General features: G+C 69.5%; 22 protein-coding genes. 8 read left to right on the forward strand and 14 right to left on the reverse strand.

All coding sequences use genetic code 11. The features are described from left to right. Positions 1–61: 61 nt before the first annotated feature. The 3 genes from secA to AB0H36_RS37400 all read right to left on the reverse strand — a co-directional run bounded on the left by secA (position 62) and on the right by AB0H36_RS37400 (position 5,926). Positions 62–2,980 (reverse strand): preprotein translocase subunit SecA, encoded by a 2,919-nt coding sequence (secA, locus tag AB0H36_RS37390; protein WP_360534825.1) that lies wholly within the window; start codon positions 2,978–2,980, stop codon positions 62–64. Positions 2,981–3,184: 204 nt separating this feature from the next. Then, positions 3,185–4,351, reverse strand: coding sequence for a crosslink repair DNA glycosylase YcaQ family protein (locus tag AB0H36_RS37395; protein WP_360534867.1), 1,167 nt, complete (start codon positions 4,349–4,351; stop codon positions 3,185–3,187). A 93-nt stretch (positions 4,352–4,444) separates the two neighbouring features. Further along, positions 4,445–5,926 (reverse strand): BTAD domain-containing putative transcriptional regulator, encoded by a 1,482-nt coding sequence (locus tag AB0H36_RS37400; protein WP_360534827.1) that lies wholly within the window; start codon positions 5,924–5,926, stop codon positions 4,445–4,447. A 246-nt stretch (positions 5,927–6,172) separates the two neighbouring features. On the opposite strand from AB0H36_RS37400, the gene AB0H36_RS37405 reads away from it, so the two are divergent. Then, entirely contained in the window at positions 6,173–6,964 is a 792-nt protein-coding gene (locus AB0H36_RS37405) for a hypothetical protein (RefSeq protein ID WP_360534829.1), read from the forward strand. Between the two features lie 145 nt (positions 6,965–7,109). Further along, positions 7,110–7,922: a serine protease gene (locus tag AB0H36_RS37410; protein ID WP_360534831.1), complete on the forward strand. Its 813-nt coding sequence runs from the start codon at positions 7,110–7,112 to the stop codon at positions 7,920–7,922. Between the two features lie 82 nt (positions 7,923–8,004). Here the strand turns inward: AB0H36_RS37410 and raiA are convergent, their stop codons facing one another. From raiA to mtrA, 5 genes are all read right to left on the reverse strand, one after another. Further along, positions 8,005–8,628 (reverse strand): ribosome-associated translation inhibitor RaiA, encoded by a 624-nt coding sequence (gene raiA, locus AB0H36_RS37415; RefSeq protein WP_360534833.1) that lies wholly within the window; start codon positions 8,626–8,628, stop codon positions 8,005–8,007. Between the two features lie 217 nt (positions 8,629–8,845). After that, positions 8,846–9,427 carry a phosphoribosyltransferase family protein gene (locus tag AB0H36_RS37420; protein ID WP_360534835.1) on the reverse strand — a complete coding sequence of 194 codons (582 nt, stop codon included), beginning with the start codon at positions 9,425–9,427 and terminating at the stop codon, positions 8,846–8,848. Positions 9,428–9,597: 170 nt separating this feature from the next. After that, complete coding sequence (locus AB0H36_RS37425; protein WP_360534837.1) at positions 9,598–11,376, reverse strand: LpqB family beta-propeller domain-containing protein; 1,779 nt, start codon at positions 11,374–11,376, stop codon at positions 9,598–9,600. Then, positions 11,373–13,016, reverse strand: a complete 1,644-nt coding sequence (gene mtrB / locus AB0H36_RS37430) for an MtrAB system histidine kinase MtrB (protein ID WP_360534839.1) — start codon at positions 13,014–13,016, stop codon at positions 11,373–11,375. Before mtrB ends, AB0H36_RS37425 begins: the two co-directional genes overlap by 4 nt. 140 nt (positions 13,017–13,156) lie before the next feature. Then, positions 13,157–13,834 carry an MtrAB system response regulator MtrA gene (gene mtrA / locus AB0H36_RS37435; protein WP_141859693.1) on the reverse strand — a complete coding sequence of 226 codons (678 nt, stop codon included), beginning with the start codon at positions 13,832–13,834 and terminating at the stop codon, positions 13,157–13,159. Between the two features lie 230 nt (positions 13,835–14,064). Between mtrA and AB0H36_RS37440 the strand changes: the two genes are divergently transcribed. From AB0H36_RS37440 to AB0H36_RS37460, 5 genes are read left to right on the forward strand one after another with little or no spacing between them, the layout of a single operon-like run. Beyond that, positions 14,065–15,102, forward strand: a complete 1,038-nt coding sequence (locus AB0H36_RS37440; protein WP_360534841.1) for a hypothetical protein — start codon at positions 14,065–14,067, stop codon at positions 15,100–15,102. Then, complete coding sequence (locus AB0H36_RS37445) at positions 15,099–15,731, forward strand: DUF4129 domain-containing protein (protein ID WP_360534843.1); 633 nt, start codon at positions 15,099–15,101, stop codon at positions 15,729–15,731. Before AB0H36_RS37440 ends, AB0H36_RS37445 begins: the two co-directional genes overlap by 4 nt. Next, positions 15,728–16,870, forward strand: a complete 1,143-nt coding sequence (locus AB0H36_RS37450) for a DUF4350 domain-containing protein (RefSeq protein WP_360534845.1) — start codon at positions 15,728–15,730, stop codon at positions 16,868–16,870. Before AB0H36_RS37445 ends, AB0H36_RS37450 begins: the two co-directional genes overlap by 4 nt. Then, entirely contained in the window at positions 16,867–17,838 is a 972-nt protein-coding gene (locus AB0H36_RS37455; protein ID WP_360534847.1) for a MoxR family ATPase, read from the forward strand. Before AB0H36_RS37450 ends, AB0H36_RS37455 begins: the two co-directional genes overlap by 4 nt. Before the next feature lie 13 nt (positions 17,839–17,851). Next, a complete protein-coding gene (locus tag AB0H36_RS37460; protein ID WP_360534849.1) occupies positions 17,852–19,144 on the forward strand; it encodes a DUF58 domain-containing protein in 1,293 nt (430 codons plus the stop codon). Positions 19,145–19,292: 148 nt separating this feature from the next. Here AB0H36_RS37460 and AB0H36_RS37465 read toward each other — a convergent pair whose 3' ends face one another. Genes AB0H36_RS37465 through AB0H36_RS37490 form a run of 6 tightly spaced genes read right to left on the reverse strand, consistent with a single transcriptional unit; the run spans position 19,293 to position 21,823 of the window. Beyond that, the gene (locus tag AB0H36_RS37465) at positions 19,293–19,592 is read right to left on the reverse strand and encodes a helix-turn-helix transcriptional regulator (RefSeq protein WP_360534851.1); all 300 of its coding nucleotides are present in this window, start codon (positions 19,590–19,592) and stop codon (positions 19,293–19,295) included. A 1-nt stretch (position 19,593) separates the two neighbouring features. After that, positions 19,594–19,755, reverse strand: a complete 162-nt coding sequence (locus AB0H36_RS37470; protein WP_360534853.1) for a hypothetical protein — start codon at positions 19,753–19,755, stop codon at positions 19,594–19,596. Next, complete coding sequence (locus tag AB0H36_RS37475) at positions 19,707–19,946, reverse strand: hypothetical protein (RefSeq protein WP_360534869.1); 240 nt, start codon at positions 19,944–19,946, stop codon at positions 19,707–19,709. The genes AB0H36_RS37470 and AB0H36_RS37475 overlap by 49 nt, the downstream gene beginning before the upstream one ends. Positions 19,947–20,004: 58 nt before the next feature. Continuing rightward, positions 20,005–20,700, reverse strand: a complete 696-nt coding sequence (locus tag AB0H36_RS37480; protein ID WP_360534855.1) for a phosphotransferase — start codon at positions 20,698–20,700, stop codon at positions 20,005–20,007. Continuing rightward, the gene (locus AB0H36_RS37485; protein WP_360534857.1) at positions 20,697–21,491 is read right to left on the reverse strand and encodes a VOC family protein; all 795 of its coding nucleotides are present in this window, start codon (positions 21,489–21,491) and stop codon (positions 20,697–20,699) included. Before AB0H36_RS37485 ends, AB0H36_RS37480 begins: the two co-directional genes overlap by 4 nt. Next, a complete protein-coding gene (locus AB0H36_RS37490) occupies positions 21,491–21,823 on the reverse strand; it encodes a metalloregulator ArsR/SmtB family transcription factor (RefSeq protein ID WP_360534859.1) in 333 nt (110 codons plus the stop codon). Before AB0H36_RS37490 ends, AB0H36_RS37485 begins: the two co-directional genes overlap by 1 nt. A 73-nt stretch (positions 21,824–21,896) precedes the next feature. On the opposite strand from AB0H36_RS37490, the gene AB0H36_RS37495 reads away from it, so the two are divergent. Further along, positions 21,897–22,151 (forward strand): amphi-Trp domain-containing protein, encoded by a 255-nt coding sequence (locus AB0H36_RS37495; RefSeq protein WP_360534861.1) that lies wholly within the window; start codon positions 21,897–21,899, stop codon positions 22,149–22,151. Positions 22,152–22,401: the final 250 nt, after the last annotated feature.

The following is a 22,401-nucleotide window of genomic DNA, read 5'->3' on the forward strand; positions in this document are numbered from 1 at the left end:
CGGACAACGCAAAGGGACCTCGGACATCTGGTCAGATGTCCGAGGTCCCCAGTAGGTGAACTCAGAACTTGTAGACGTCCGACTGCGGGTCGCCGTGGCAGCGCTTGTACTTCTTGCCGGAGCCGCACGGGCAGGCCACGTTGCGCGGGGTGCCGGCGTACATCAGGCCGTTCTCGTCGGCGCCGTCCTGGTGGACCGCGACCTCCTCGTCACCGTCGATCGTCGGCGCCGAGTAGGACAGCCGCTGCGGGCGGCTGTCGCCGGTCAGGCCCTTGGCGCGCAGCCGCGGGATGTCGCGCGGACGCGGCGTGTCCTGCGGCCGCTCCTCGCCCTGGTCCCGGCCGGGGAACTCCGCCACCGGCGCGCCCGGGGTGAGGATGTCCTCGATCCGGCGCCCCTCGAGGCTCTCGGCCTCCGGGGCCTGGGTGGCGGCCTCGGCCTGAATCGCCTCGACGTTGACCTCGACGTTGAAGATGAAGGCGACCGACTCCTCCTTGATCGACTCCATCATCGCCGCGAACATGTCGTAGCCCTCGCGCTGGTACTCGACCAGCGGGTCGCGCTGCGCCATCGCGCGCAGGCCGATGCCCTCGCGCAGGTAGTCCATCTCGTACAGGTGCTCGCGCCACTTGCGGTCCAGCACGCTCAGCACGACCTGGCGCTCCAGCTCGCGCATCGCGTCCGAGCTCAGCGACTCCTCGCGCCGGTCGTACGCCGCCTTGGCGTCGGCGACGAACGCCTCGATCAGGAAGTCCTGGGTCAGGCCGGCCTTGTCGCCACCGGCCTCCTCGACCAGCTGCTCCTCGGTCAGCTCGGTCGAGTACAGCGTCTTCATCGCGGTGAACAGCGCGTCCAGGTCCCAGTCCTCGGCGAACCCGTCCGCGGTCGCGCCCTGCACGTAGCCGGTGACGGTCTCCTCGAGCATGTCCTGCACCTGGTCACGCAGGTCGGCGCCCTCGAGCACCCGGCGGCGCTCGTCGTACACGACGTGGCGCTGGCGGTTCATCACGTCGTCGTACTTGAGGATGTTCTTCCGGGTCTCGAAGTTCTGCGCCTCGACCTGGGACTGCGCCGACGCGATCGCCTTGGTGACGACCTTGTTCTCCAGCGGCTGGCTGTCGTCGTTGTTGCGCGACATCGCCCAGTCGACCATCTCGCGCTTGAACAGCCGCATCAGGTCGTCCTCCAGGGACAGGTAGAACCGGGACTTGCCCGGGTCGCCCTGCCGGCCGGACCGGCCGCGCAGCTGGTTGTCGATCCGGCGGGACTCGTGCCGCTCGGTGCCGAGCACGTACAGGCCGCCGGCCTCGCGGACCTCTTCCTGCTCGTCCTTGACCTGCTTCTCGAACTGCTCGAGGACGGTCGGGTACTCCGTCTCGTACTCCTCGATCGCCTCGGCCGGGTCGATGCCGCGGGCGCGCAGCTCCTTGTCGGCCAGGAACTCGGGGTTGCCGCCGAGGATGATGTCGGTACCGCGGCCGGCCATGTTGGTGGCCACCGTGACCGCGCCCTTGCGGCCGGCCTCGGCGACGATCGCCGCCTCCCGCGCGTGCTGCTTCGCGTTCAGCACCTCGTGCGCGATGTTCTCCTTGCGGAGCTGGGTGGACAGCCGCTCGGACTTCTCCACGCTGGTGGTGCCGACCAGGATCGGCTGGCCGGTCCGGTGCACCTCGACGATGTCCTTGACCACCGCGTCGAACTTGGCGTCCTCGGTGCGGAAGATCAGGTCCCGCTCGTCGGCGCGGATCATCGGCTTGTTGGTCGGGATCGGCACGACGCCGAGGCCGTAGATCTTCTGGAACTCGGCCGCCTCCGTCATCGCCGTACCGGTCATGCCGGCCAGCTTCTCGTAGAGGCGGAAGTAGTTCTGCAGCGTGATCGTCGCCAACGTCTGGTACTCCTCCTTGATCTCGACGCCTTCCTTGGCCTCGATCGCCTGGTGGAGTCCCTCGTTGTAGCGACGGCCGTGCAGCGTCCGGCCGGTGTGCTCGTCGACGATCAGCACCTCGTTGTCGACGACCACGTAGTCCTTGTCGCGGCGGAACAGGTCCTTCGCCTTCAGCGCGTTGTTCAGGTAGCTGATCAGCGGGGTGTTGGCCGACTCGTACAGGTTGTCGATGCCGAGCCGGTCCTCGACCTTCTCGATCCCGCGCTCGAGGATCGCGACGGTGCGCTTCTTCTCGTCCACCTCGTAGTCGGCGACCGGGCGCTGCTCCTCCGGCACCTTGTCGTCGGCGATCCGGGGCTTCAGCGTGGAAGCGATCCGGGCCATCTCGACGTACCAGCGCTGGGAGTCCTCGGCCGGGCCGGAGATGATCAGCGGGGTCCGCGCCTCGTCGACCAGGATCGAGTCCACCTCGTCCACGATCGCGTAGTTGTGCTCGCGCTGGACGCAGTCGTCGATGCTCTGCGCCATGTTGTCGCGCAGGTAGTCGAAGCCGAACTCGTTGTTGGTGCCGTAGGTGATGTCCTTGGCGTAGGCGACCCGGCGCTCGGCCGGCGTCATCTGCGGCAGGATCACGCCGTAGTCGAGGCCGAGGAAGTGGTACACCCGGCCCATCCACTCGGCCTGGTACTTGGCCAGGTAGTCGTTCACCGTGACCACGTGCACGCCCTTGCCGGACAGGGCGTTCAGGTACGTCGGCAGCGTGCCGACCAGCGTCTTGCCCTCACCGGTCTTCATCTCGGCGATGTTGCCCAGGTGCAGCGCGGCGCCGCCCATGATCTGGACGTCGTAGTGCCGCTGGTGCAGGGTCCGCTTGGCCGCCTCCCGGACGACCGCGAACGCCTCCGGCAGCAGCGCGTCGAGCGACTCCCCGTTCTCGTGCCGCTGCTTGAACTCCGCGGTCTGACCGCGGAGCTCCTCGTCGGACATCCCGACGAAGTCGTCCTCGATCGAGTTGACCATCTTCGCGATGCCCTGGAGCTGACGCAGGATCTTGCCCTCGCCGATCCGCAGGACCTTGTCGATCACCTTCATGGTGGGGAGTTCTCTCCTTGCTGCTGAAGCCTCGTTGCGGCCGACGCCGACAGGGCACGGCCGACCCGACGGGAAGGGCGTGCGTCCCCCATCGTACGGGGCCAGGTGTGCCAAGCCACGCCCGCAGCGTGCCTCAGGCCCCAACGGACCCACGCTCGGCCGCGCCGGAAAGTTCCCGGCCGCGCCGTCAGTATCCTCGCTGTGCTAACTCCTTCCCCGCCCCACCGCCCCGGTCAGGGCGTCACTCAGCGCTGGCGACAGGTCACCGCCACCGGCCACCTTGACCTGGTCCAGCCCCAGGAACCCCGCGAGCTGGACCAGCTCGGCGGCCAGCTCGTCCGCGGTCTCCACCGGCGCCTTCGGCTCGGCGTGCGCCGACTGGACCAGCAGCACCCCGGCGGCCCGGTCGGACTTCAGGTCCACGCGGGCGACCAGCCGGTCCCCGAGCAGGAAGGGCAGCACGTAGTACCCGTAGATGCGTTTCTCGGCCGGCACGTAGATCTCGATCCGGTACCGGAAGTCGAACAGGACCTCGGTCCGGGTCCGCTCGAACACCAGCGAGTCGAACGGGCTGACCAGCGCCCGGGCGTTGACCCGCCGCGGCAGCCGCGCGTCTCGGTGCAGGTACGCCTGCCGCTTCCAGCCGTCGATCTGGACCGGGATCAGCTCACCTTCCTCGACGAGCTCCTGGATCGCCAGCGCTGTCGGCTCCGGTGCCGTCCGGAAATAGTCCTTCAGACACTGCGCGGTCGACACCCCGTGCGCCCGCGCCGCGATCGACACCAGCCCGCGGTGCGCCTCGTCCAACGACGGCGTCGGAGTGTCCAGCACGGCGCTCGGCAGCACCCGCTCGGGTATGTCGTACATCCGCTCGAACTGCTGGTTGCGCCGGGCGACCGTGATCTCGCCGGCGAAGAAGAGGAACTCCAGGGCCCGCTTCACGTCGGACCAGTTCCAGCCCCAGTTCTCCTTCGAGCGCTCGACGTCGTCGTCGATCTCGCGCGCCGTCAGCGGACCGTGGTCGCGGACGTCGGCCAGCACCTGCTTGACCAGGTCAGGTCGCTCCTTCGCGATCGACCGTGGCCCACCCCAGGCCTCGGTCGCGGCGCGGGCCATCCGCCAGCGCATCAGCGAGTGGGTCTCGACCGGGATCAGCGACGCCTCGTGGGCCCAGTACTCCACGAGGCGGCGGGGCGCCTTTCCGGAGGCGCGGTCGAGCAGGTCGCGCGGGTACGGACCGAGGCGGGAGTACAGCGGCAGGTACTGCGCGCGGCTGACGACGTTCACCGAGTCGATCTGGATCAGCCCGATCCGGCCGAGCACACGAGCCAGCGCCCGCATGTCCGGCACGCCCTTCGGCCGCGGGTCCATGAACCCCTGAGCCGCCAGCGCCACCCGCCGAGCCTGAGCCGTCGACAACACCTGTGTACTCACGGCAGCGATTCTGCCGGGGCCCACCGACAATTACCGCCGGTCGCCGTCAACGGTGTCCTGGACCCGGATGATCAGCACGATCTCGGCCACCTGCGGCGGGATCGGCCACGGGAACAGGCCGCGCGCGGCCAGATCCTCCAGAGAGCGGAACGGGCCGCGGTGGGTCCGGTCGGCGGCGATCAGCGCGGCGTGCTCGGCGGAGACGCCGGGCAGCGTCCGCAGGACCGCCTCGGGCGCATCGTTGATGTCGATCAGCCCGCCGTCCTCGAACTGGTTCGGCAGGTCGGGGCGCCCGATCCCGAGCTGGCGGGCGATCACCGGGTGCTCGGCTGCGAGTTGACGCCCGTACTGCCGGCGCGTCTCGTCCCCCGGAGCCTGCCGGGTCTGCCTCGGCACGATCACCGCCAGGTGCACTGCGCAGACCAGCGCGGAGACGATCACCAGCGTGACGCCGAGACCGTCCTTGGTGCCGGTGATCTCGTCGCTGCTCGTGTCGATCATCAGGGCGCCGGCGATCGTCGCACCCAGATACCCCGCGGCTGCCAGCCCGAGACGGGTACTGCGTCGCCGGACCGCCACGACGCCCATCGCCGGACCACCCAGCAGCCCGACCGTCAGAATCGGGACCGCCGCGACCAGGAACTTCAGCACCCAGTCCCGCAACTGCAACCCCTCCCCGTGCGGCGCCGACGGAACGAACGGCGCGGCGGGAGTGGGCGACCACGGCGCGGGGTCGGCTGCGGGTGGGGCGGGGACGGGTGGGGCGGGGACGGGGGCGGTGAGAGTGGGATCGTTTTGAAGGATCCGCTGGTGAAGGTCTTGGAGGGGGCGGCTCGGGTCCACGCCGTGGGTGGTGACCAACAGGCTGCGAATCTCGCGGTAGGCGGCCAGGGCCTCGGCCTGGCGGCCGGCGCGGTACAGGGCAAGCATCTGCACGCCGCGCAGTCGCTCGCGCAGCGGGAACTCGGCAACCAGGCGGGACAGCTCCGGCAGCAGGCTCTGCAGGTGCCCCTGTTCGAGCTCCACCTCGGCCCACTCCTCCACAGCCGCGGCGCGGTCGTCAGCGAGCCGAGCGCGGGTGGCCTCGAAGTACACGCCGGTCAGGCCGGCCAACGGCTCCGCCTGCCACAACGACAGCGCTGTCTGAAGCTCCGCTGCGGTCTCCGCCAGGCGCCCCTCGGCACGCAGCCGGCCTGCCGTGCGGACGTGCTGGCTGAACAGGTCGACGTCGGAGTCGCCAGGTGCGACGGCGAGCCGGTAGCCGCCATCGGTCAGGGTCAGCAGCCGGCCGGACGATCTCGGTTCCCGCTCCGGCTCCAGCACCCGGCGCAGGCCGGCGACGTACTTCTGTACGACGTTCGGGCCGTTCTCCGGCGGGTCGTCGCCCCAGACGAGATCGATGATCCGGCTCGGTGGGACCGGCCGGTTGGCGGAGAGCAGAAGACTCGCCAGTACGGCGCGCTGCTTGGCCGGACCGAGATCCAGCTCGCGCGACCCACGATGGGCTCGCACCGGTCCGAGCAGCGTAAACCGGACAGAGTCGCTCACCGCCCCTGGCACTGGTCTGCACCCTCCCGATCCGCTCAGACCGAGCTGCCCTCAGCCCGACGGCAGTCTATCCAGCAGCGGGTCGGCAGGCGGACCGCAGTCGCGCGCAGTCGAACCGCCGCGGGACGGCAGTGCGCGCACGCAGGCTCTTGGACGAACGAGAACGAGCCCCGGCCGCTGGGCCGGCGTACCGAAAGGTGAGTCCGAGCCATGTCCTTCCCCTGGATCCGCACCGCCGCGGCGGTCGCCATGATCGCGCTGGTCACCACCAGTTGCGGCCCCGGCGCCGACTCCGCCGGCGACAACAAGCCTGCCGCCACCGCCGCGGCGACGGCGCCTCCCACCAGCCCGGTCGCGTCGCCGACCGCAGCAGGGCTGGAGAACCTGCCGGTCCGGACGATCATGCAGAAGACCCGGGCTGCGTCGCTGGCGGCGACCAACCTGCGGATGCGCGGCACCATCGACGACACCAGCGGGCCGATGACCTTCGACATCACCCTGACCAAAGGCGGCGGCGAGGGCAACTTCACCGTCGCGGGCGCGTCGTACCGGGTCCGTGCGATCGGCAAGACCGTCTACCTGCAGTTGTCCGAGTCGGCGATCCGCGCGCAGGCGAAGGCCGAGAAGAGCAGCCCGGCCGAGACCGCGCGGACCGTCCGGCTGCTGAAGAACAAGTGGATCAAGTTGTCGAAGGTCGACAAGGACACCCAGGACATGGTCGACCTGGTCACCCCCGGCAGGTTCTTCGCGACGGTCTTCGGCGAGGACGACACGGCCACGGCCGCCCTGCCCCGCAAGGTCACGGCGCGGATGGTCGACGGTGTCCGGTGCGTCGGGCTCACCGACGACGGCGCCGCGCTGTGGATCGACACCGAGACCGCCCGGGTGATCCGGATGACCGATGGCAAGAACCAGTTCAGCTTCAGCGCCTACGGCACGGCGCCGACGCCGAAGGCTCCCGCGAAGAGCCAGGTGCTCGACGGCAAGGCGATGGGGCTCTGACCGGCACGCCGGCCGGATCGGGGGACCGGCCGGCGGCCATAACTCGGGAGTTACCGCAAGTGGGAGGTGCGCTACGAACGGTGTTCGGGAGACGCTCCAGAGAGGCCGCGCCGCCCGCGTGGCCCCTATCAACCTGGAGTGAGGCATGACAGGAAGAGTGCAGTTGGTCCGAGCCGCCCTGGCGGCCGGTGTGCTGGCCGTGGCGTCCCTCGGTGCGGTGGCCGTAGCCGGCTCCGCGTCGGCCGCGCAGTCGCCGGACGGGCCGAAGACCCGGATCGTCGGCGGCACGGTCGCCAAGACCGCGGACACCCCCTGGGCGATTGCCCTCAACAACAGCGGCTCGCCGTCGCCGAGCGGCCAGTGGTGCGGGTCGACGCTGGTCGCCGCGAACAAGATCGTCACCGCCGCGCACTGCGCGCAGGAGGCGGCCGGCACCTACACGGCGATCCAGGGCCGGGACGTGCTGACCGAGTCCGGTGGCAAGGAGTCGAAGATCAGCAGCATCTGGGTGGACCCGGCGTACGGCAAGGAGCCTGGTCATGATGTCGCCGTGATGACGCTGGCCACGCCGTTCGACGGTGTGCCGACGCTGGCGCTGGAGACCGACAAGGCGGCGGACGCGGCGGGTGCGGCGTCGGTCGTGTACGGCTGGGGTGAGACCGAGGGCACCGGGCCGGCGGACACCTTCCAGAAGGTCGACGTGCCGGTGCTGGGTGACGCGTACTGCGAGCAGGCGTACGCGAGCGAGGGGTACACCGCGGACGGCGAGATCTGCGCCGGGTTCGAGGACGGCGGCAAGGACTCCTGCCAGGGTGACTCCGGCGGTCCGCTGGTCCTCAACGGCCGGCTCTTCGGCGTCGTCTCCTGGGGCGTGGGCTGCGCCGACGCCGGCGACCCGGGCGTCTACGCGGAGGTAGCCACCTACGCAGCCGCCCTCCAGGCCCAGATCGACGGGTAGCAGAGACCTTCGCAGGGGAAGGATGAGGGGCCGGGCAGCTGCCCGGCCCCTCGTGATGTGCTCCTCCCGCGTGCTGTCGGCCTCAGACGGCCAGACGGATGACGCCGTAGTCGTAGCCGCGGCGGCGGTAGACGACGCTGGGCTGGTTCTCGTCGGCGTCGACGAAGAGGTAGAAGTCGTGTCCGACCAGTTCGAGCTCGTAGAGCGCCTGGTCCAGGGACATCGGCTTGGCGGTGTGGGTCTTCTCGCGCATCACCAAAGGACCGTCACCGGTGACCGTGAGCGATCCGAACTTGTACGTCGCCACCTCGTCCTCGGCGGCTGGTTCCTCCACTGGAGTGGTGTCGGTGAGTGGCTGTTTCGCGTTCACGTGCCGAAGGCCCTCCGGCGTACGCTCACCACGGTGCACCCGGCGGCGGTCGGCCGCCTTGCGGACCTGCGCCCGCAACCGGTCCAGGCAGACGTCGAACGCCGCCGCCTTGGTCTCGCCGGTCGCTTCGGCGCGGACCACCGGTCCCTTCGTGTACATGGTGAGCTCGACACGCATCGCCCGATCGTGCTGTCGCGGGTTCTTCTCCTGGCTGACTTCTACCTCGCACCGCAGTACCCGGTGATCGACCTTCTCGATCCGCTCGAGTTTTTCCTCGACGTACTGCCGGAAGCGGTCACTGACCTCGCAGTGATGACCCTTGACAACGACGTCCACGGAAACCTCCATCGATCGGCGACTTCTTCTTACGTCTCCGGACCCCCGTACCTCGTGTGACGGTGCCCGAAACGAGAACACCCGCTGTGGAACCGGTCGGACTCCGCAGTGAGGATTCCGGCTGATCCGGACCTGCACCACATCCCTGCCCGACAGTCCCTAGCGGGTGTCATAGGCCAACGCTAGTCGGCTTCGGCGAAAACCGGTAGGGAAGTTCTCATGAACCAGACGGCCGGCGCCGGCGGGTCGCGGCCAGCACCGCACAGCCGAGCACCGGAATTCCGGTGGATTCCAAGGCCCGGCCCGCCTCGGCCAGCGTGGAACCGGTGGTGATCACGTCGTCGACCAGCAGGACCGGCTGATCCGTCAGCGTTTCAGCCCAGCGCGAACGAGCCGCGAAAGCCCCGTCCAGGTTGGCGGTACGGCGTTCCGCGGACAACCCGGCCTGGTCGTCGAGACGTCGTACGACGGTCAGCGCGGCAGCCGGCCGGGCGTCGATTCCCTGTCGCCGAAGGGATCGCGCGGCGGCGCGGGTGATCCGGCGCAGTGGGTCGTGCCCACGCTGCCGGACCGTCGACCTGGCCGACGGAACCGGGCACAGCCACACGGCACGCCGATCCCCGAGAGCAGCGCGTACGGCGGCTGCCAGCACCGCGCCGAGTGGACGGGCCAGCGCGTACCGAGCCTCCTCCTTGTGCGCAATGATCAACTTGCGCAACTCATCGGCGTACGGCGCACTCGCGGTGGGCGGAGGCAGTCCGGCCGGCCGCGGGTCCGGCCAAGCACGGAACGGAGTCACCGAAGTCAGTAGCTCCCGGCAACGACCACACAGAGTGACTCCCGGCCGGTCGCAGCCCGCGCACCGCCCACCCAGCACGAGATCCACGAACGCGTCCCGGACCGGCACCGCTCAACGATCCGCGACAGCACGCCCGCTCGCAACCGGGACAGGCCGAGCCTGTGGACAACTCAGCCCGGGTAGGTCGGCACGATCGGGGCCGCGTTGGCATCGTTGTCCATGTCGACCCAGGTGAGATCGCGGGTCTGCCAGTGCAGCTGGCCCTTCACGTCCTCGACCACCGGCAGGGTGTCCTTGTTCAGGTTCGACGCGAGCAGCGCGGTCTCGAACCCGGACGACGCCCCGGGCAGCAACTGCCGGCCGGAGCCGTCGGTGTTGACCAGCCACGGCTGCCGGATGTTGCCGACGTCGGGCGACGTGCCGGCGACCAGGATGCCCAGCTTGTTCCAGGCCGCATCCGTGATGGCGGAGAGCGGCAACTGAAGCTGGCGGAGCTGCCCGAGGAGGAGCTTGCCGCCGCTGGCGGTCTGGATCGTCCCGGTCTGCACGTAGTTCTGGCCGGTGGTCTTGGACCGCATCACCAGCAGCGCCCGGACGCCGTCCGGAGCCATCCGCAACGCGATCGGCGCGTCGCCGTGGAAGCTGGTGATCACGTCGGCGATCGCGGTGCCGTCGCGGTTGCGGACCCGGAGCCGTGGCGCCGCGCCGTCGGCGCGGTCGAGGATCCAGAGGTTGTCCTGGTTGTCGAAGCTGGGCCGCAGCACCCGGCCCTGGGTCTGGATCTTCCGGACCTGGTCGGACTTGTCGTTCTCGGTGGACTCCAGCCGGGCGTACGCCACCACCTTGTCGCCGTCGTCGGTGGTCACGATCGCGCCGGAGTCCCCGCGCAGGCTGACTGCGAACGACTCGGCCTGGTAGTCGTACAGCTTGCTGCTGGTCAGCGGCCGGGCGGCGATGTCGGACGCCCCGTCCAGCCCCTCGATCCGCTGGATCCGGCCGGAGCGGACGCCGTACAGCTCGGTCATCGCGCCGTCGGGCACCTGCGGGTCGTAGTTCCCGAAGTTGGAGAACGGCAGCACGTCCGGCTCGTCGGGCAGCAGCGGCGCGCCGCTGACCGTGATCTTGACCCGCAGGTTGACCTGGTTGAGGGTCCAGACGATCTGGGCCGCGAGCAGTCGCCGTTCGGTGTCCCGCAGCGAGGCGGCCGCCTCGTTCAAGGCCACCGTCGCGACGCCGAACTCGACCGGCACGGAGACCTGGACCGCTGTCCCCGGTGGAGCCAGCGAGATGGCGCCGTTGCCGAGGCGTTTGGTCGGGCCCTTGAGCAGTTCCTGGATCAGCTGGGTGGCGCCCTGTCCGGCCGACAGGTTCACCGGCAGGTAGACCGGGTCGGGGACGAGCATGTCCTTGCCCGGGTTGAAGAAGTAGAGGTTGCGCGGGGCAAGTTTCGGGTCGAGCTGGTTGCTGCTCAGGTACACCCCCGGCGGCGGTGTCGAGACCCGCCACTGGCCGTCCACCTTGACCAGCTTGAAGGTGAAGTCGACCGAGGCGTCGACCTTCGCCGGGGTCCAGGACCCGCGGTCGTCGATGGTGGCGATCATGCCGGCCCGCAACCGGACCTGGTCGCCAGAACTGGTGACCGCGTCACGGGCCTGCTGGTACACCACCGTCTGCGACTCCGGCTTCCAGGCGGCCGCTGCCTCCGGGGTCAGGTACTGCCGGGCCACGTCGAAGGCACGGGAGTCCGACATCGCCTCCAGGAAGCCGTTGACCAGCTGCAGCGGCTGGGCGTCCGCCCGCGGCGGCTTGGCCTCCACGCCGACGCCGCCGAAGTCCGGCGCCAGGCCCTCCCGGCCGGCGTTGCGGATGGTGCCCTTGGTCGGCACCGTCGCGCAGCCGGTGGCCAGCAGCAGGAACGCCAGGATCACTGCAAGCAGCTTCCGCCTCACCGCTCCTCACCACCGGTCAGTTTCTGGTACGGCGCTCCCACGTCGACGAGGGACTTCTCCGTCACCACCCGGCTGGCGTCGGCCGGGCGGGCCGGCAGCGGCGATCCGGACAGCGTGACGTCCGGCCGCCGCGGCAGCGTCAGCCGGAAGTAGGCGCCGTCACCGGGCGACCCCCAGGCGTCCAGCCGGCCGCCGTGCAGCCGGGCGTCCTCCAACGCGATGGACAGGCCGAGCCCGGTGCCGCCGGTGGTCCGGGCCCGGGCCGGGTCGGCCCGCCAGAACCGGCTGAACACCATCTCGGCCTCCTCGGCCCGGAAGCCCACGCCGTGGTCGCGGACCGCGACGGCGGCCGCGTCGTCGTCGTACGCCGTGCTGATCCGGATCGGCAGGCCCTCGCTGTGCTCGATCGCGTTGCCGATCAGGTTGCGCAGGATCCGCTCGATCCGGCGCGAGTCGACCTGGGCCCGGCACGGCTCCGGCATGTCCAGCTGGACCTCGCAGCCCTTGCGCTCCAGCAGGGTCTCGTGGTTCTCCAGCACCCGGTTGACGATGTCGCGCAGGTCCACGTCCTCCAGGTCGAGGGCGGCCGCGCCGGCGTCGAACCGGCTGATCTCGAGCAGGTCGGCGAGCAGTTCCTCGAACCGGTTGAGCTCGTTCTGCAGGAGCTCGACCGAGCGCCGGCTGATCGGGTCGAACTGGTCCCGGCTCTCGTGCAGCAGGTCGGCGGCCATCCGGACCGTGGTCAGCGGGGTGCGCAGCTCGTGCGAGACGTCGGAGACGAACCGGCGCTGCAGCCGGGACAGCTCCTCGAGCCGGCGGATCTGCCGTTGCAGGTTGCCGGCCATCTTGTTGAAGGAGACCGCCAGCCGGGCCAGGTCGTCGGTGCCGCGAACCTGCATCCGCTCCTCGAGCTTGCCGGCCGCCAGCCGCTCCGCGATCCGCCGCGCCATCCGGACCGGCGTGACCACCTGGCGGGTGACCAGCCAGGCGACCGCTCCGAGCAGGACGACGAGCAGCAGGCCGGCCGTGACCAGCGCGCGCTGGACGACGTCCAGCGTCTCCTGCTGCGGGGTGAGCGGGAAGAGGAAGTAGACGGCGTACCGCTCGGTCGGCGCGGTCGGGACCCGGAGCTGGGACCCGATCACCAGGCCGGGCACGCTGGGCCCGTCGCGGTAGTTGATGACCGTGTAGGTGTCCCAGAGCTTGGTGTCGTCGCTCATCACCGAGGACGCCAGCTCGGTCGGGATCGAGTCGCTGTCGACGAGGCCGGTGTAGCGGATCGCGTTGGTCGAGGACAAGTCGCCGGGCACCAGCAGGACGTCGTACAGGCCCGGGCGGTTGGTGCCGAGGACCAGCTCGGACAGCTGCTGGTTGATCGAGTTCGGGTCGGCCGCGTCGATCGTGTTGGACAGCGAGGCGAGCTGCGCGATCGCCTCCGCCTGGGCGCTGGTACGGCGGGACTCCAGCACGCCGTCGGTGACCTGGCTCATCATCACCCAGCCGACCAGGATCAGCACGACGGTCGACATCAGGAGGGTGCCGGTGACGATCCGGGCCTGGATGGACCGGCGCCAGATGTCCGGCCAGTGCTTCGGGTGCGTGCGCCACAGCGGCTGCGGGTAGGCAGGCCAATCGGCCACGGCGGCGGTGAGCTCGAGCTCCGTCCCGCGGTTCTCCGCCGTCTCCTGCTCGACCGGTGCCGGTTGCTGCTGCTCCGGACCGGGCGTGGCGGCCGGGGCGTCGGCGGCCGCCTGCGACTCTTGGTCGCGTCCGTACTCGATCAGTCCGCACCCGCCTTGTAGCCGACACCGCGGACCGTGACCACGATCTCGGGGTGCTCGGGGTCCTTCTCGATCTTGGAGCGCAGCCGCTGGACGTGCACGTTGACCAGCCGGGTGTCGGCCGCGTGCCGGTAGCCCCAGACCTGCTCCAGCAGCACCTCGCGGGTGAACACCTGCCAGGGCTTGGAGGCCAGGCAGACCAGCAGGTCGAACTCGAGCGGGGTCAGCTGGATCGTCTCACCGGCCCGCTTCACCGAGTGCCCGGCCACGTCGATGGTCAGGTCGCCGATGGTCAGCGACTCCGGACCGGGCTCGTCCATCCGGCGCAGCCGGGCCCGGATCCGGGCCACCAGCTCCTTCGGCTTGAACGGCTTCACCACGTAGTCGTCGGCGCCGGACTCCAGGCCCAGCACGACGTCCACAGTGTCGCTCTTCGCGGTCAGCATCACGATCGGGACGCCGGACTCGGCCCGGATCGCCCGGCAGACGTCGATCCCGTCCATCCCGGGCAGCATCAGGTCGAGCAGCAGCAGGTCCGGTTTGAACTCACGGAACGCCGGTACCGCTTTGTCACCGGTCGCGCACAGATAGGTGTCGTAGCCTTCGTTGCGCAGCACGATGCTGAGCATCTCCGACAACGCCGTGTCGTCGTCGACGATGAGGATGCGACCCCGCATCGTCCGGTTACCGTCTGCCACGCCCAGCTCCTTGCCGTCCGATCGTTGTGCGCCCAGCGGATGCTGACCGTACGCACTACGGATAGTGTCCCATTCCCCGGGTAGTGCACACGCCGGATCGCCGAGTGACCCCGAGTTGGGCTGTGATCATGGTGCACAGCCCTGGCCCGGGACAACCTATGGACTACACGGTTCAGCCCGGCCCGCGGTTCGACGGAGGGAGGTGACAGGTGACGGACATCAGCATGCACGAGGACCCGGCGGCGGAGCCACTGCGGCCGTGGCTGCCCGCGGACCTGCTCGACAACGCCGCCCGGACCATCTCCGACAACAAGACGATCATGCTGGGCCTCCCGGTGCTCGCCGCCGTCGCCCTGCTCGCGGTCCAGGCTGTGCTGACCGAGATCGCCGTACCGGGCGGGATCAGTGGGTTCTTCGGGGCCGAGGACCCGTTCCAGCAGGCCGGTGCGGCGCTGCTGCTCACGTACGGTGTCCAGCTGGTGCTGTTCACCGTCGTGTCGAGCATGCTGGCCGGCATCATCGCGCTGGCCGCCGTACGGAGCCAGCTGGCGCATGGGGTCGGGCCTCTCGAGCTGCTGCGGCTGGTCCGGCCCGCGCTGCCCGCACTGGCCGCGGTCGGGCTGGTGCAGTCGCTGTCGTTCATCATCCTGATCGGCGGCTGGGGCCTGGCGGTCGTCGGCGTCGGTTCCGGGGCCGAGTCCGCGGTGTCGTCCGACGTGGCCGGCGCGGTGGCGATCGTGATGATGCTGCTCGGCGCGGTGCTCGTGCTGATCTTCGGCATCCGGCTGCTGCTGGCCGGGACCGTCGTACTGATGGAGGGCCGGCACGCGCCGGACATCGGGCTGCACATCCCGGCGCGGGTGGGCATCTGGGGTGCGCTGAAGCGGTCCTGGCGGCTGGTGAAGGGCAAGTTCTGGCGGGTGTTCGGCATCCTGCTGTTCGCCGGGCTGGTGGTGAACATCGTCAGCTACGCGCTGCAGTTCGGGGTGACCACGCTCGTGATGACGGTCGGCACCTGGGCCGACGGCAGTGAGAGCAGCAGTGCGACGATCGCCGCGGTCGTGCTCGGCGTGGCCGCCGGGCTGGCGACCGCGATCACGCTGATCGCCAGCCTGGCCTTCATGTCCGCCGTCCAGGCCCTGATCTACCTGGACCTCCGGGTACGGCGGGAGGGCCTCGACCTGTGGATGCGGCCGGTGCTGCGCCCGGTTCAGGGCCCGGTTCAGGGACCTGGAGGTACGTCGTGATCATCCTGGAGCCCCCGATCGACATCGGCCGGGACCAGGCCGCCGCCGAGGCGGCCGAGGAGCTGTCCAAGTCGGCGTACCGGCAGTCCGGCGACTCGCTGATCGAGCGGGCGCTCGGCAAGGTGATGGAGTGGATCGCCGACCTGATGGACAGCCTGTCCGGGACCTCTCCCGGCGGTCACGCCGGTCTGTTCATGCTGATCGGACTGATCATCCTGATCGCGATCGTGGTGCTCTGGCGGGCCGGCGTGCTGCGGACCAGCTACCGCATCAAGGGCCAGGCGGTCTTCGACACGGCCAGGCCGCGCCGTGCGGCCGAGTACCGAGCGCAGGCGGAGCAGGAAGCCGCTGGTGGGGACTACGCACTCGCCATCCGCAGCCGGTTCCGTGCCTGTGTGGCGGAGTTGACCGAGCGAACCATTCTGGACGAGCGGGCGGGGCGGACTGCGTACGAGGTGGTGGCCGACGCGGGCCGCGCCGTACCGTCTCTGCAAGACCCGTTGCAGCCCGCGGCGCTGGCGTTCACCGAGGTTGTCTACGGCAACCGTCCTGGTACGCCGGAGCGGTATGCACCAGTGGTGACAGCTGACAACGCGGCCCGAACCGCCAAGGCGTTGGTGCAAGCGTGAGCACTGTGGTCGGGAGAAGTGCCGGTGAGAGCTGGCGGGTGCTGCGGGTGCCGCTGCTCGTCACCGGCCTGATCGTGCTGGCGGCGATCGTCCTCCTGATCGCGACCGCCGCGCGCACCTCCGGACCGTTCAGCCCGGACTCCACCGAGCAGAACGGAGCACGCGCCCTCGCGGCGCTCCTGGAGAAGCACGGCGTCAACGTGCAGGGCACCGAGGACCTGGAGGACGCACTCGCTCCGGGAGCCGGCAAGACCTTGCTGATCGGGCCGATGGGCCAGCTGGATCGCTCCGACTGGGAGCGAATCGCCCACGCGGGCTGGAGCCACATCGTCCTCATCCGTCCCGGCTCCCGCGCTCTGGAGGCCCTGGCGCCTGGTGTCCTGGACGCCGGTCAGACCCTGTCGTCCGGCAGCCGTGCTCCGGACTGCGACCTGCCTGCCGCAGTCAAGGCCGGCACGGCGACCGTCAGCGGCTCCACCTACTCCGCTCCCTCCACAGCCCAGGCCTGCTACGGCGACGGCATCTCGAACACGGTGATCCGGTTGGAGACCGACAACGGGATCGTCGACGTGGTGGGGTCGCAGCGCTCGTTCACCAACGACCAGCTCGCGGACGACGGCAACGCTGCGCTCGCACTCAACCTGATCGGCACCCACCAGGACCTGACCTGGTACCTGCCGCAGTGGGAGTCCACCGGGTACGACGAACCCGACGAGGACGCGCCGCCACTCATCCCGCCGGACGTCCGGTACATCGGGTGGGCGCTGGCGTTCGCCGTACTCGTCGTAGCGCTTTGGCGTGGCCGGCGGCTCGGTCCGGTGGTTGCCGAGCGGCTCCCGGTCATCGTGCATGCTGCAGAGACCACTGAGGGCAGGGCGCGGCTCTACCGGCGCTCACGCGCCCGAGACCGGGCTGCGGCCGCACTGCGCGAGTCGGCGCTCGGCAAGCTGCACAAGGCGCACGGGATCCCGCGGCGCGCCGACCCGTCAGCTGTCGTCGCGACGGTTGCCGCACGCACCGGCCGGGATCCGGCCATGCTGTACGAGCTGCTCTACGGCCTCCCACCGCTGAGCGACGCCGCCCTGATGTCCTTGTCCTACGAACTCGACGTACTGACGCAGGAGGTACGACACCCGTGACGACTACCGAGGTCACCGCCGAGCAGGCCAGGCAGGCACTGGTCGCCTTGCGGACCGAGATCGGCAAGGCGGTGGTCGGCCAGGACACCGCGGTGACGGCGCTCGTGCTCGCTCTGCTCTGCCGCGGCCACGTGCTGCTCGAAGGCGTCCCGGGTACGGCGAAGACGCTGATGGTGCGGGCGTTGTCGACCGCCATGCGGCTGGACACCAAGCGGGTGCAGTTCACTCCGGACCTGATGCCCGGTGACGTCACCGGATCGCTGGTGTACGACGCGAAGAGCAGCGAGTTCGAGTTCCGGCCGGGGCCGGTGTTCACCAACATCATGCTGGCCGACGAGATCAACCGGACGCCGCCGAAGACACAGGCCGCTTTGCTGGAGGCGATGGAGGAGCGGCAGGTCACGGTCGACGGTGTGCCGCGCAAACTGCCGGTGCCGTTCGTCGTCGCCGCTACGCAGAACCCGATCGAGTACGAGGGCACCTACCCGCTGCCGGAGGCCCAGCTCGACCGGTTCCTGCTGAAGGTCACGCTCGACATCCCGCCGCGCGATGCGGAGATCGCCGTCCTGGCTCGGCATGCGCAGGGCTTCGACCCGCGGGACCTCGCCGGCGCCGGTCTGCGTCCGGTGGCCGGGCCGGAGGACCTGCTGGCCGGGCAGAACGCCGTACGGCGGGTTGCTGTCCGGGAGGACGTGTTGGCGTACGTGGTGGACCTCTGCCGGGCCACGCGGCAGTCGCCGTCGCTGCAGCTTGGTGTGTCGCCGCGTGGGGCCACGGCGTTGCTGGCGGTGTCGCGGGCGTGGGCGTGGTTGTCGGGGCGTGACTACGTGATTCCGGACGATGTGAAGGCGATGGCGCGTCCTTGCCTTCGGCATCGAGTACAGGTGCGGCCGGAGGCTGAGCTCGAGGGTGTCAGCGCGGACGCCGTACTCGAGAGCGTGCTGGCCACGGTGCCGGTGCCACGATGATTGCGTACAGCTGATGGTTCTCACTGGCCGGGCTGGGCTGCTCGCCGCCGCGGGCGTCGTCTTCGTTGCTCTGCTCATGCCGAGTTGGAGCGGGGTCGGCATCGTGGTCGCGGTCGTGCTGGTGGTCTGCCTGGTCGACATGCTGCTGGCCGGCTCGCCTCGGCGACTGCAGCTCAGTCGGGAGGGCGACAACGCCGTACGGCTGGGTGAGCCGGCTGTGGTGCAGTTGCTGGTCGCGAACCCGGGGCGGCGGGTGAAGGGGCTGCTGCGGGACGCATGGCCGCCGTCTGCCGGCGTGCAGGATCCGCCGCACAAGCTGGACCTGCCGCATGGCGAGCGGCGGCGGCTGACGACGCATCTGCTGCCTACACGGCGGGGTGACCGGCAGGCGCATCGGGTGACGATCCGGTCGATCGGTCCGCTGGGTTTCGCTGGGCGGCAGGGGTCGCACACGGTTCCGTGGACCGTGCGGGCGTTGCCGCCGTTCAAGAGCCGCAAGCATCTGCCGTCGCGGCTGGCGCGGTTGCGTGAGCTGGACGGGCGGACTGCGTTGCTCGTGCGGGGGCAGGGGACGGAGTTCGACTCGCTGCGGGACTACGTGCCTGGGGACGATGTGCGGAGCATCGATTGGCGGGCGACGGCTCGGCGGGGCAACGTCGTACTGCGGACTTGGCGGCCGGAACGCGATCGTCAGGTCGCCATCGTGATCGACTCCGGGCGGATGTCGGCCGGGCGGGTTGGGGACGCACCTCGGCTCGACCACGCGATGGATGCCGCGTTGCTGCTGGCTGCGTTGGCGACCCGTGCTGGCGACCGGGTTTCCTTGCTGGCTTGCGATTCGGCGGTGCGGGCCGACGTACGACGACCGGCGCCGGAGGACGTGCTGCCGTCGTTCGTGAACGCACTCGCGAACGTCGAGGCCGAGCTGGTGCAGACGGACTTCCGCGTGGTCGTGTCACAGGTCCTCGAACGCCTCGGCCAGCGATCGCTTGTCGTACTGCTGACCGGGTTGGACCCAGCCGTCATCGAGGAGTCCCTGCTCCCCGTCATCGGCCCCTTGCTCCGCCGCCACGTCATCGTGCTCGCCTCGGTCGCCGACCCCCGCCTCACCGAGCTCGAGTCCACCCGCTCCGACCTGATCGAGGTCTACGGCGCCGCCTCCGCCGCCCGCACCCGCCTGGACCGCGAACGAGTAACCGCCATCCTCACCCGAGCCGGCGTCACCGTAGTAGACGAAAACCCCGACCAGATAGCCCCCGCCCTCGCCGACACCTACCTAGCTTTGAAAAAGGCCGGCCGCCTTTAACCACCCGTGGTCCGCCTCCGTCGAGTGCCAGCCGGCGCCCGTCAGCAAGGCCAGCCACATCCCGTCCAACGCCACCAGGTGGCGGACTCCCGCCGTACCCGGGGACTGGCCGCCGCGTCGTACGACTCCCGCCAGGTATCGGTCCGGTTCAGCCGGCTGAGTTGTGTTCGTCGAAGCGGACGACCAGGCGGGCGTTGAATGCTTGGGCAATCCGTTCCAGCAGGGCCAGGGTGGGTACAGTCCCGCCGGCTTCGAAGCGGGCGAGGGCGGACTGGGTCATCCCTGCGGCCTCGGCCAGCCTGGTCTGGGTCCAGCCGCGCTGTTCGCGCATCTGCCGCACCGCTACACCGAGCTCGAAGGCGCGCCGAGTCGCGTCGTACGCCTCCGCAGCCCCGGGCTCCGCCATCCGGCGTCCCCGAACCTCGTCCCATCCCGTCCGGCTCGTCACCTCAGTCCTCCTCCGTCACCGGAACGGTGTGCGCTTCCTGCACACACCTGCGATATGCCGTCCGCGCTCTCTCGATCTCCCGCGTCTCCCGCATCCCGGTCTTCCGGAACACGGTCAGCAGGATGATCCGCCGATCGGTGGCAATCCAGTAACTGATCCGCATCGCATCCCGATCGAGCCAGAAACGCAACTCGCGAAGCTTTCGCCGATCTGCTTGGTGTACGGCTCGCTCAGCAGTGGGCCTCGCTCGGTGAGGAGATCCACGTAGAACGCAGCACGTGCAAACAGGTCGGTCGGTAACCCTTCGAGCCAGGCGCGCACCTCAGCTTCCAGTTCAACGGTACCCCAGGTCATAGCATCGATGCTATAACACTTTGATCACTCCGCCGAGCGCCCGAAGGCGGGCTCAGGTCTACGTCAGTGCGCGTTCGAAGATGGGGCGGTGGGTTTGTAGGAAGGTGTGTTCGTGGTGGGACCAGGTGATGCGGGCCGCGCGTTGGTCGGGGGTTACTTCGGCTTGGGTTTTGGTCCAGAAGGTGGCGTTTTGGAGTTGGCGTTCGAGGATGGTGGCGATGAGGGATTGGCGTTGGGTGGTGGTCAGGGCGTAGGTGTCGGCCACGAGTTTTACCTGTGTGGCTTGGGGTTCTGGGTCGTTGTGTTTTGAGGCTATGCACCAGGTCCAGGCCAGGTAGGCGACGTCTTCCAGCGGGTTGCCGGGGTTGGCCAGGTCGAAGTCGATCAGGGCGGCCGGCAGGTTGTCGACGAAGACGAAGTTGTTGGGGCCGGGGTCGTGGTGGCAGATGACCTCGTGGTTGCCGGTCAGGTGGGTTCCGCGGGTTGCGTCGTGGAAGGTGCGTAGGAGGCGGGCGGCTGCGGCTACCTGGTCGTCGGTCCAGCGTTGGAAGCGGGTGGGGACCCAGCCGTCCAGGTACGCGAGGATGTCTCGACCCTCGGCGTCGCGGCCTAGGTAGCGCGGTGCGGCGGTGAAGCCTACGGATGACAGGTGGCGTAGGAGGGTTGCGGTGAAGGGGGACGACGGCCGCCGCACGGTGTCGCCGATGCGGACGACACCGGGCGTGAGGCGGCCGCCGGTGAGCGGGATGGTCACTGGGAGGGGCGGGCCTGGGCGAAGATCCAGCGGTGGCCTTCGAGGTCTTCGGCTTGGTAGCGGGTGTAGCCGTGGGTGTGGATCTCGGACACGATCTTGGCGCCGTTCGCCGTACTGCGGGCGAAGTGGGCAGCCAGGTCGTCGACGTACACCCAGACCTCGTGGTCCAGGCCCTTACGCTCCTCGGTCAGCTTGAACAGCAGGATCGCGGACGAGCCGACGTGCAACTCGATCCAGGACGGGTCCGAGCCTTCGGCAGGGATCTTGTCCCAGGAGTCCAGGCCGAAGACGGTGTGCAGCCAGCGCGCGGCGGCGGCCGGGTCCTCGTAGTACAGGCCGATCGAGAGGCGGTCGAGCTCGCGCTGGGCCTCCGGCGCGTTGCGGCGCTCGAACCACTGCGGCACCCAGTGCAGGATGTTCGCCCAGAAGTAGAACGCCTTCTCGCCACCCTGGACCAGCGTCTGTACGACGGTGACGCGCGTACCGCCGTCGAGTTCGTCGAAGGTGATCCGGGTCTCGGTGTCGTCGACCGAACTGCGGTACGCCATCAGCGCGCCCGGCTCCCAGTCGGTGATCGTGCCGAGTTCGAGTACGTCGTCCGGGAGCGAGTAGACCTCGAGGATGCGGCCGCCGACGCCCGGCTCGATCTGCATCGCGGTGGCGCGGGCCGAGTCCCAGAAGTTGATCGGGCCGCGGACCCACCACAGGTCGATCTCCTCGGTGAAGATCCGGAACGCGGACTGCGGGTCGGTGGCGACCTCGACGGACGCGGATGCCGATGGCTTGGTCATCAGGACTCCTTCTGCTCGACGTGTCGCTTGAACGAGCCCAACTGGTCTCTCCAGTGCGCCTGGACCTGGTCCAGCCAGGCCTGTACGGCGACCACGGGCTCGGGGTTCAGCCGGAAGATCCGCACCCGCGCGTCGTCGGGACCGCGCTCGTCGGCGACCAGCCCGGCGGACAGCAGGATCCGCAGGTGCCGGCTCATCGCGGGTGACGACGCACCGGTCGCGGCCGCCAGCTGGCCGGCCCGTTGCGGACCCTCACCGAGCAGCCGCACCACCTGCCGCCGGGTCGGGTCGGCCAGGACCTCGAAGAACCGGTCGACCTGATCTTCCACCATGATGCAATAGTTAACGCGCCGTACAACTATTGTCAATGGCTGGAAGAACCTGTCGGCTGGTTGGATGGGCCGCATGAGTGAGAGAGATGTCGAGAAGGACTACTCCGTCGCCGACTTCGCGGCCAAGCTGCGCCGGCTGGCGGACGCCCTGGAAGCGGGCAAGCCGTTCCGGATCCAGATCGCCGGCGAGCGGTTCACGGTGCCGAAGAACGCCAGGATCAGCGTCGAGCACGAACGCGGTGACAGCGAGGAAGAGGTCGAGTTCCAGCTGAAGTGGTCCCTCGCCGACGCCGACGAGGAACCCGACGACGACGAAACCGAGGTCTGACCCCGCACCTCGGGGCCTGACCCTCGAAGGGATATCCGTTCGAGCTGTGGGTTCTCCGCTCGTCTACGAGGGGAGAACCCACAATGGCATGGGATATCCGGCTCTTGTGACTGATGTGTGGTTGGTATGGCGGGTGTGCTGGTCTGGCTGGGCCATGGGTGAGTCTGCGGTGGCGGCGAGACGGGAGGGCATGCATTTCGACAGGTAGTGCCGGGTCGACGGTGGTGCGGTTGAGCGCCGTCGGGTCGGC

The sequence above is a fragment of the Kribbella sp. NPDC050820 genome, from assembly GCF_040653975.1.
In the GTDB taxonomy this organism is placed as follows: domain Bacteria; phylum Actinomycetota; class Actinomycetes; order Propionibacteriales; family Kribbellaceae; genus Kribbella.

Excerpts from the sequence above, each read along its gene's own strand:
- secA (WP_360534825.1), bottom strand. The coding sequence starts at position 2,980 with ATGAAGGTGATCGACAAGGTCCTGCGGATCGGCGAGGGCAAGATCCTG.
- AB0H36_RS37395 (WP_360534867.1), bottom strand. The coding sequence starts at position 4,351 with ATGGACCCGCGGCCGAAGGGCGTGCCGGACATGCGGGCGCTGGCTCGT.
- AB0H36_RS37405 (WP_360534829.1), top strand. The coding sequence starts at position 6,173 with ATGTCCTTCCCCTGGATCCGCACCGCCGCGGCGGTCGCCATGATCGCG.
- AB0H36_RS37410 (WP_360534831.1), top strand. The coding sequence starts at position 7,110 with ATGACAGGAAGAGTGCAGTTGGTCCGAGCCGCCCTGGCGGCCGGTGTG.
- mtrA (WP_141859693.1), bottom strand. The coding sequence starts at position 13,834 with ATGCGGGGTCGCATCCTCATCGTCGACGACGACACGGCGTTGTCGGAG.
- AB0H36_RS37460 (WP_360534849.1), top strand. The coding sequence starts at position 17,852 with ATGGTTCTCACTGGCCGGGCTGGGCTGCTCGCCGCCGCGGGCGTCGTC.
- AB0H36_RS37470 (WP_360534853.1), bottom strand. The coding sequence starts at position 19,755 with ATGCGGATCAGTTACTGGATTGCCACCGATCGGCGGATCATCCTGCTG.
- AB0H36_RS37475 (WP_360534869.1), bottom strand. The coding sequence starts at position 19,946 with ATGACCTGGGGTACCGTTGAACTGGAAGCTGAGGTGCGCGCCTGGCTC.
- AB0H36_RS37485 (WP_360534857.1), bottom strand. The coding sequence starts at position 21,491 with ATGACCAAGCCATCGGCATCCGCGTCCGTCGAGGTCGCCACCGACCCG.
- AB0H36_RS37490 (WP_360534859.1), bottom strand. The coding sequence starts at position 21,823 with ATGGTGGAAGATCAGGTCGACCGGTTCTTCGAGGTCCTGGCCGACCCG.
- AB0H36_RS37495 (WP_360534861.1), top strand. The coding sequence starts at position 21,897 with ATGAGTGAGAGAGATGTCGAGAAGGACTACTCCGTCGCCGACTTCGCG.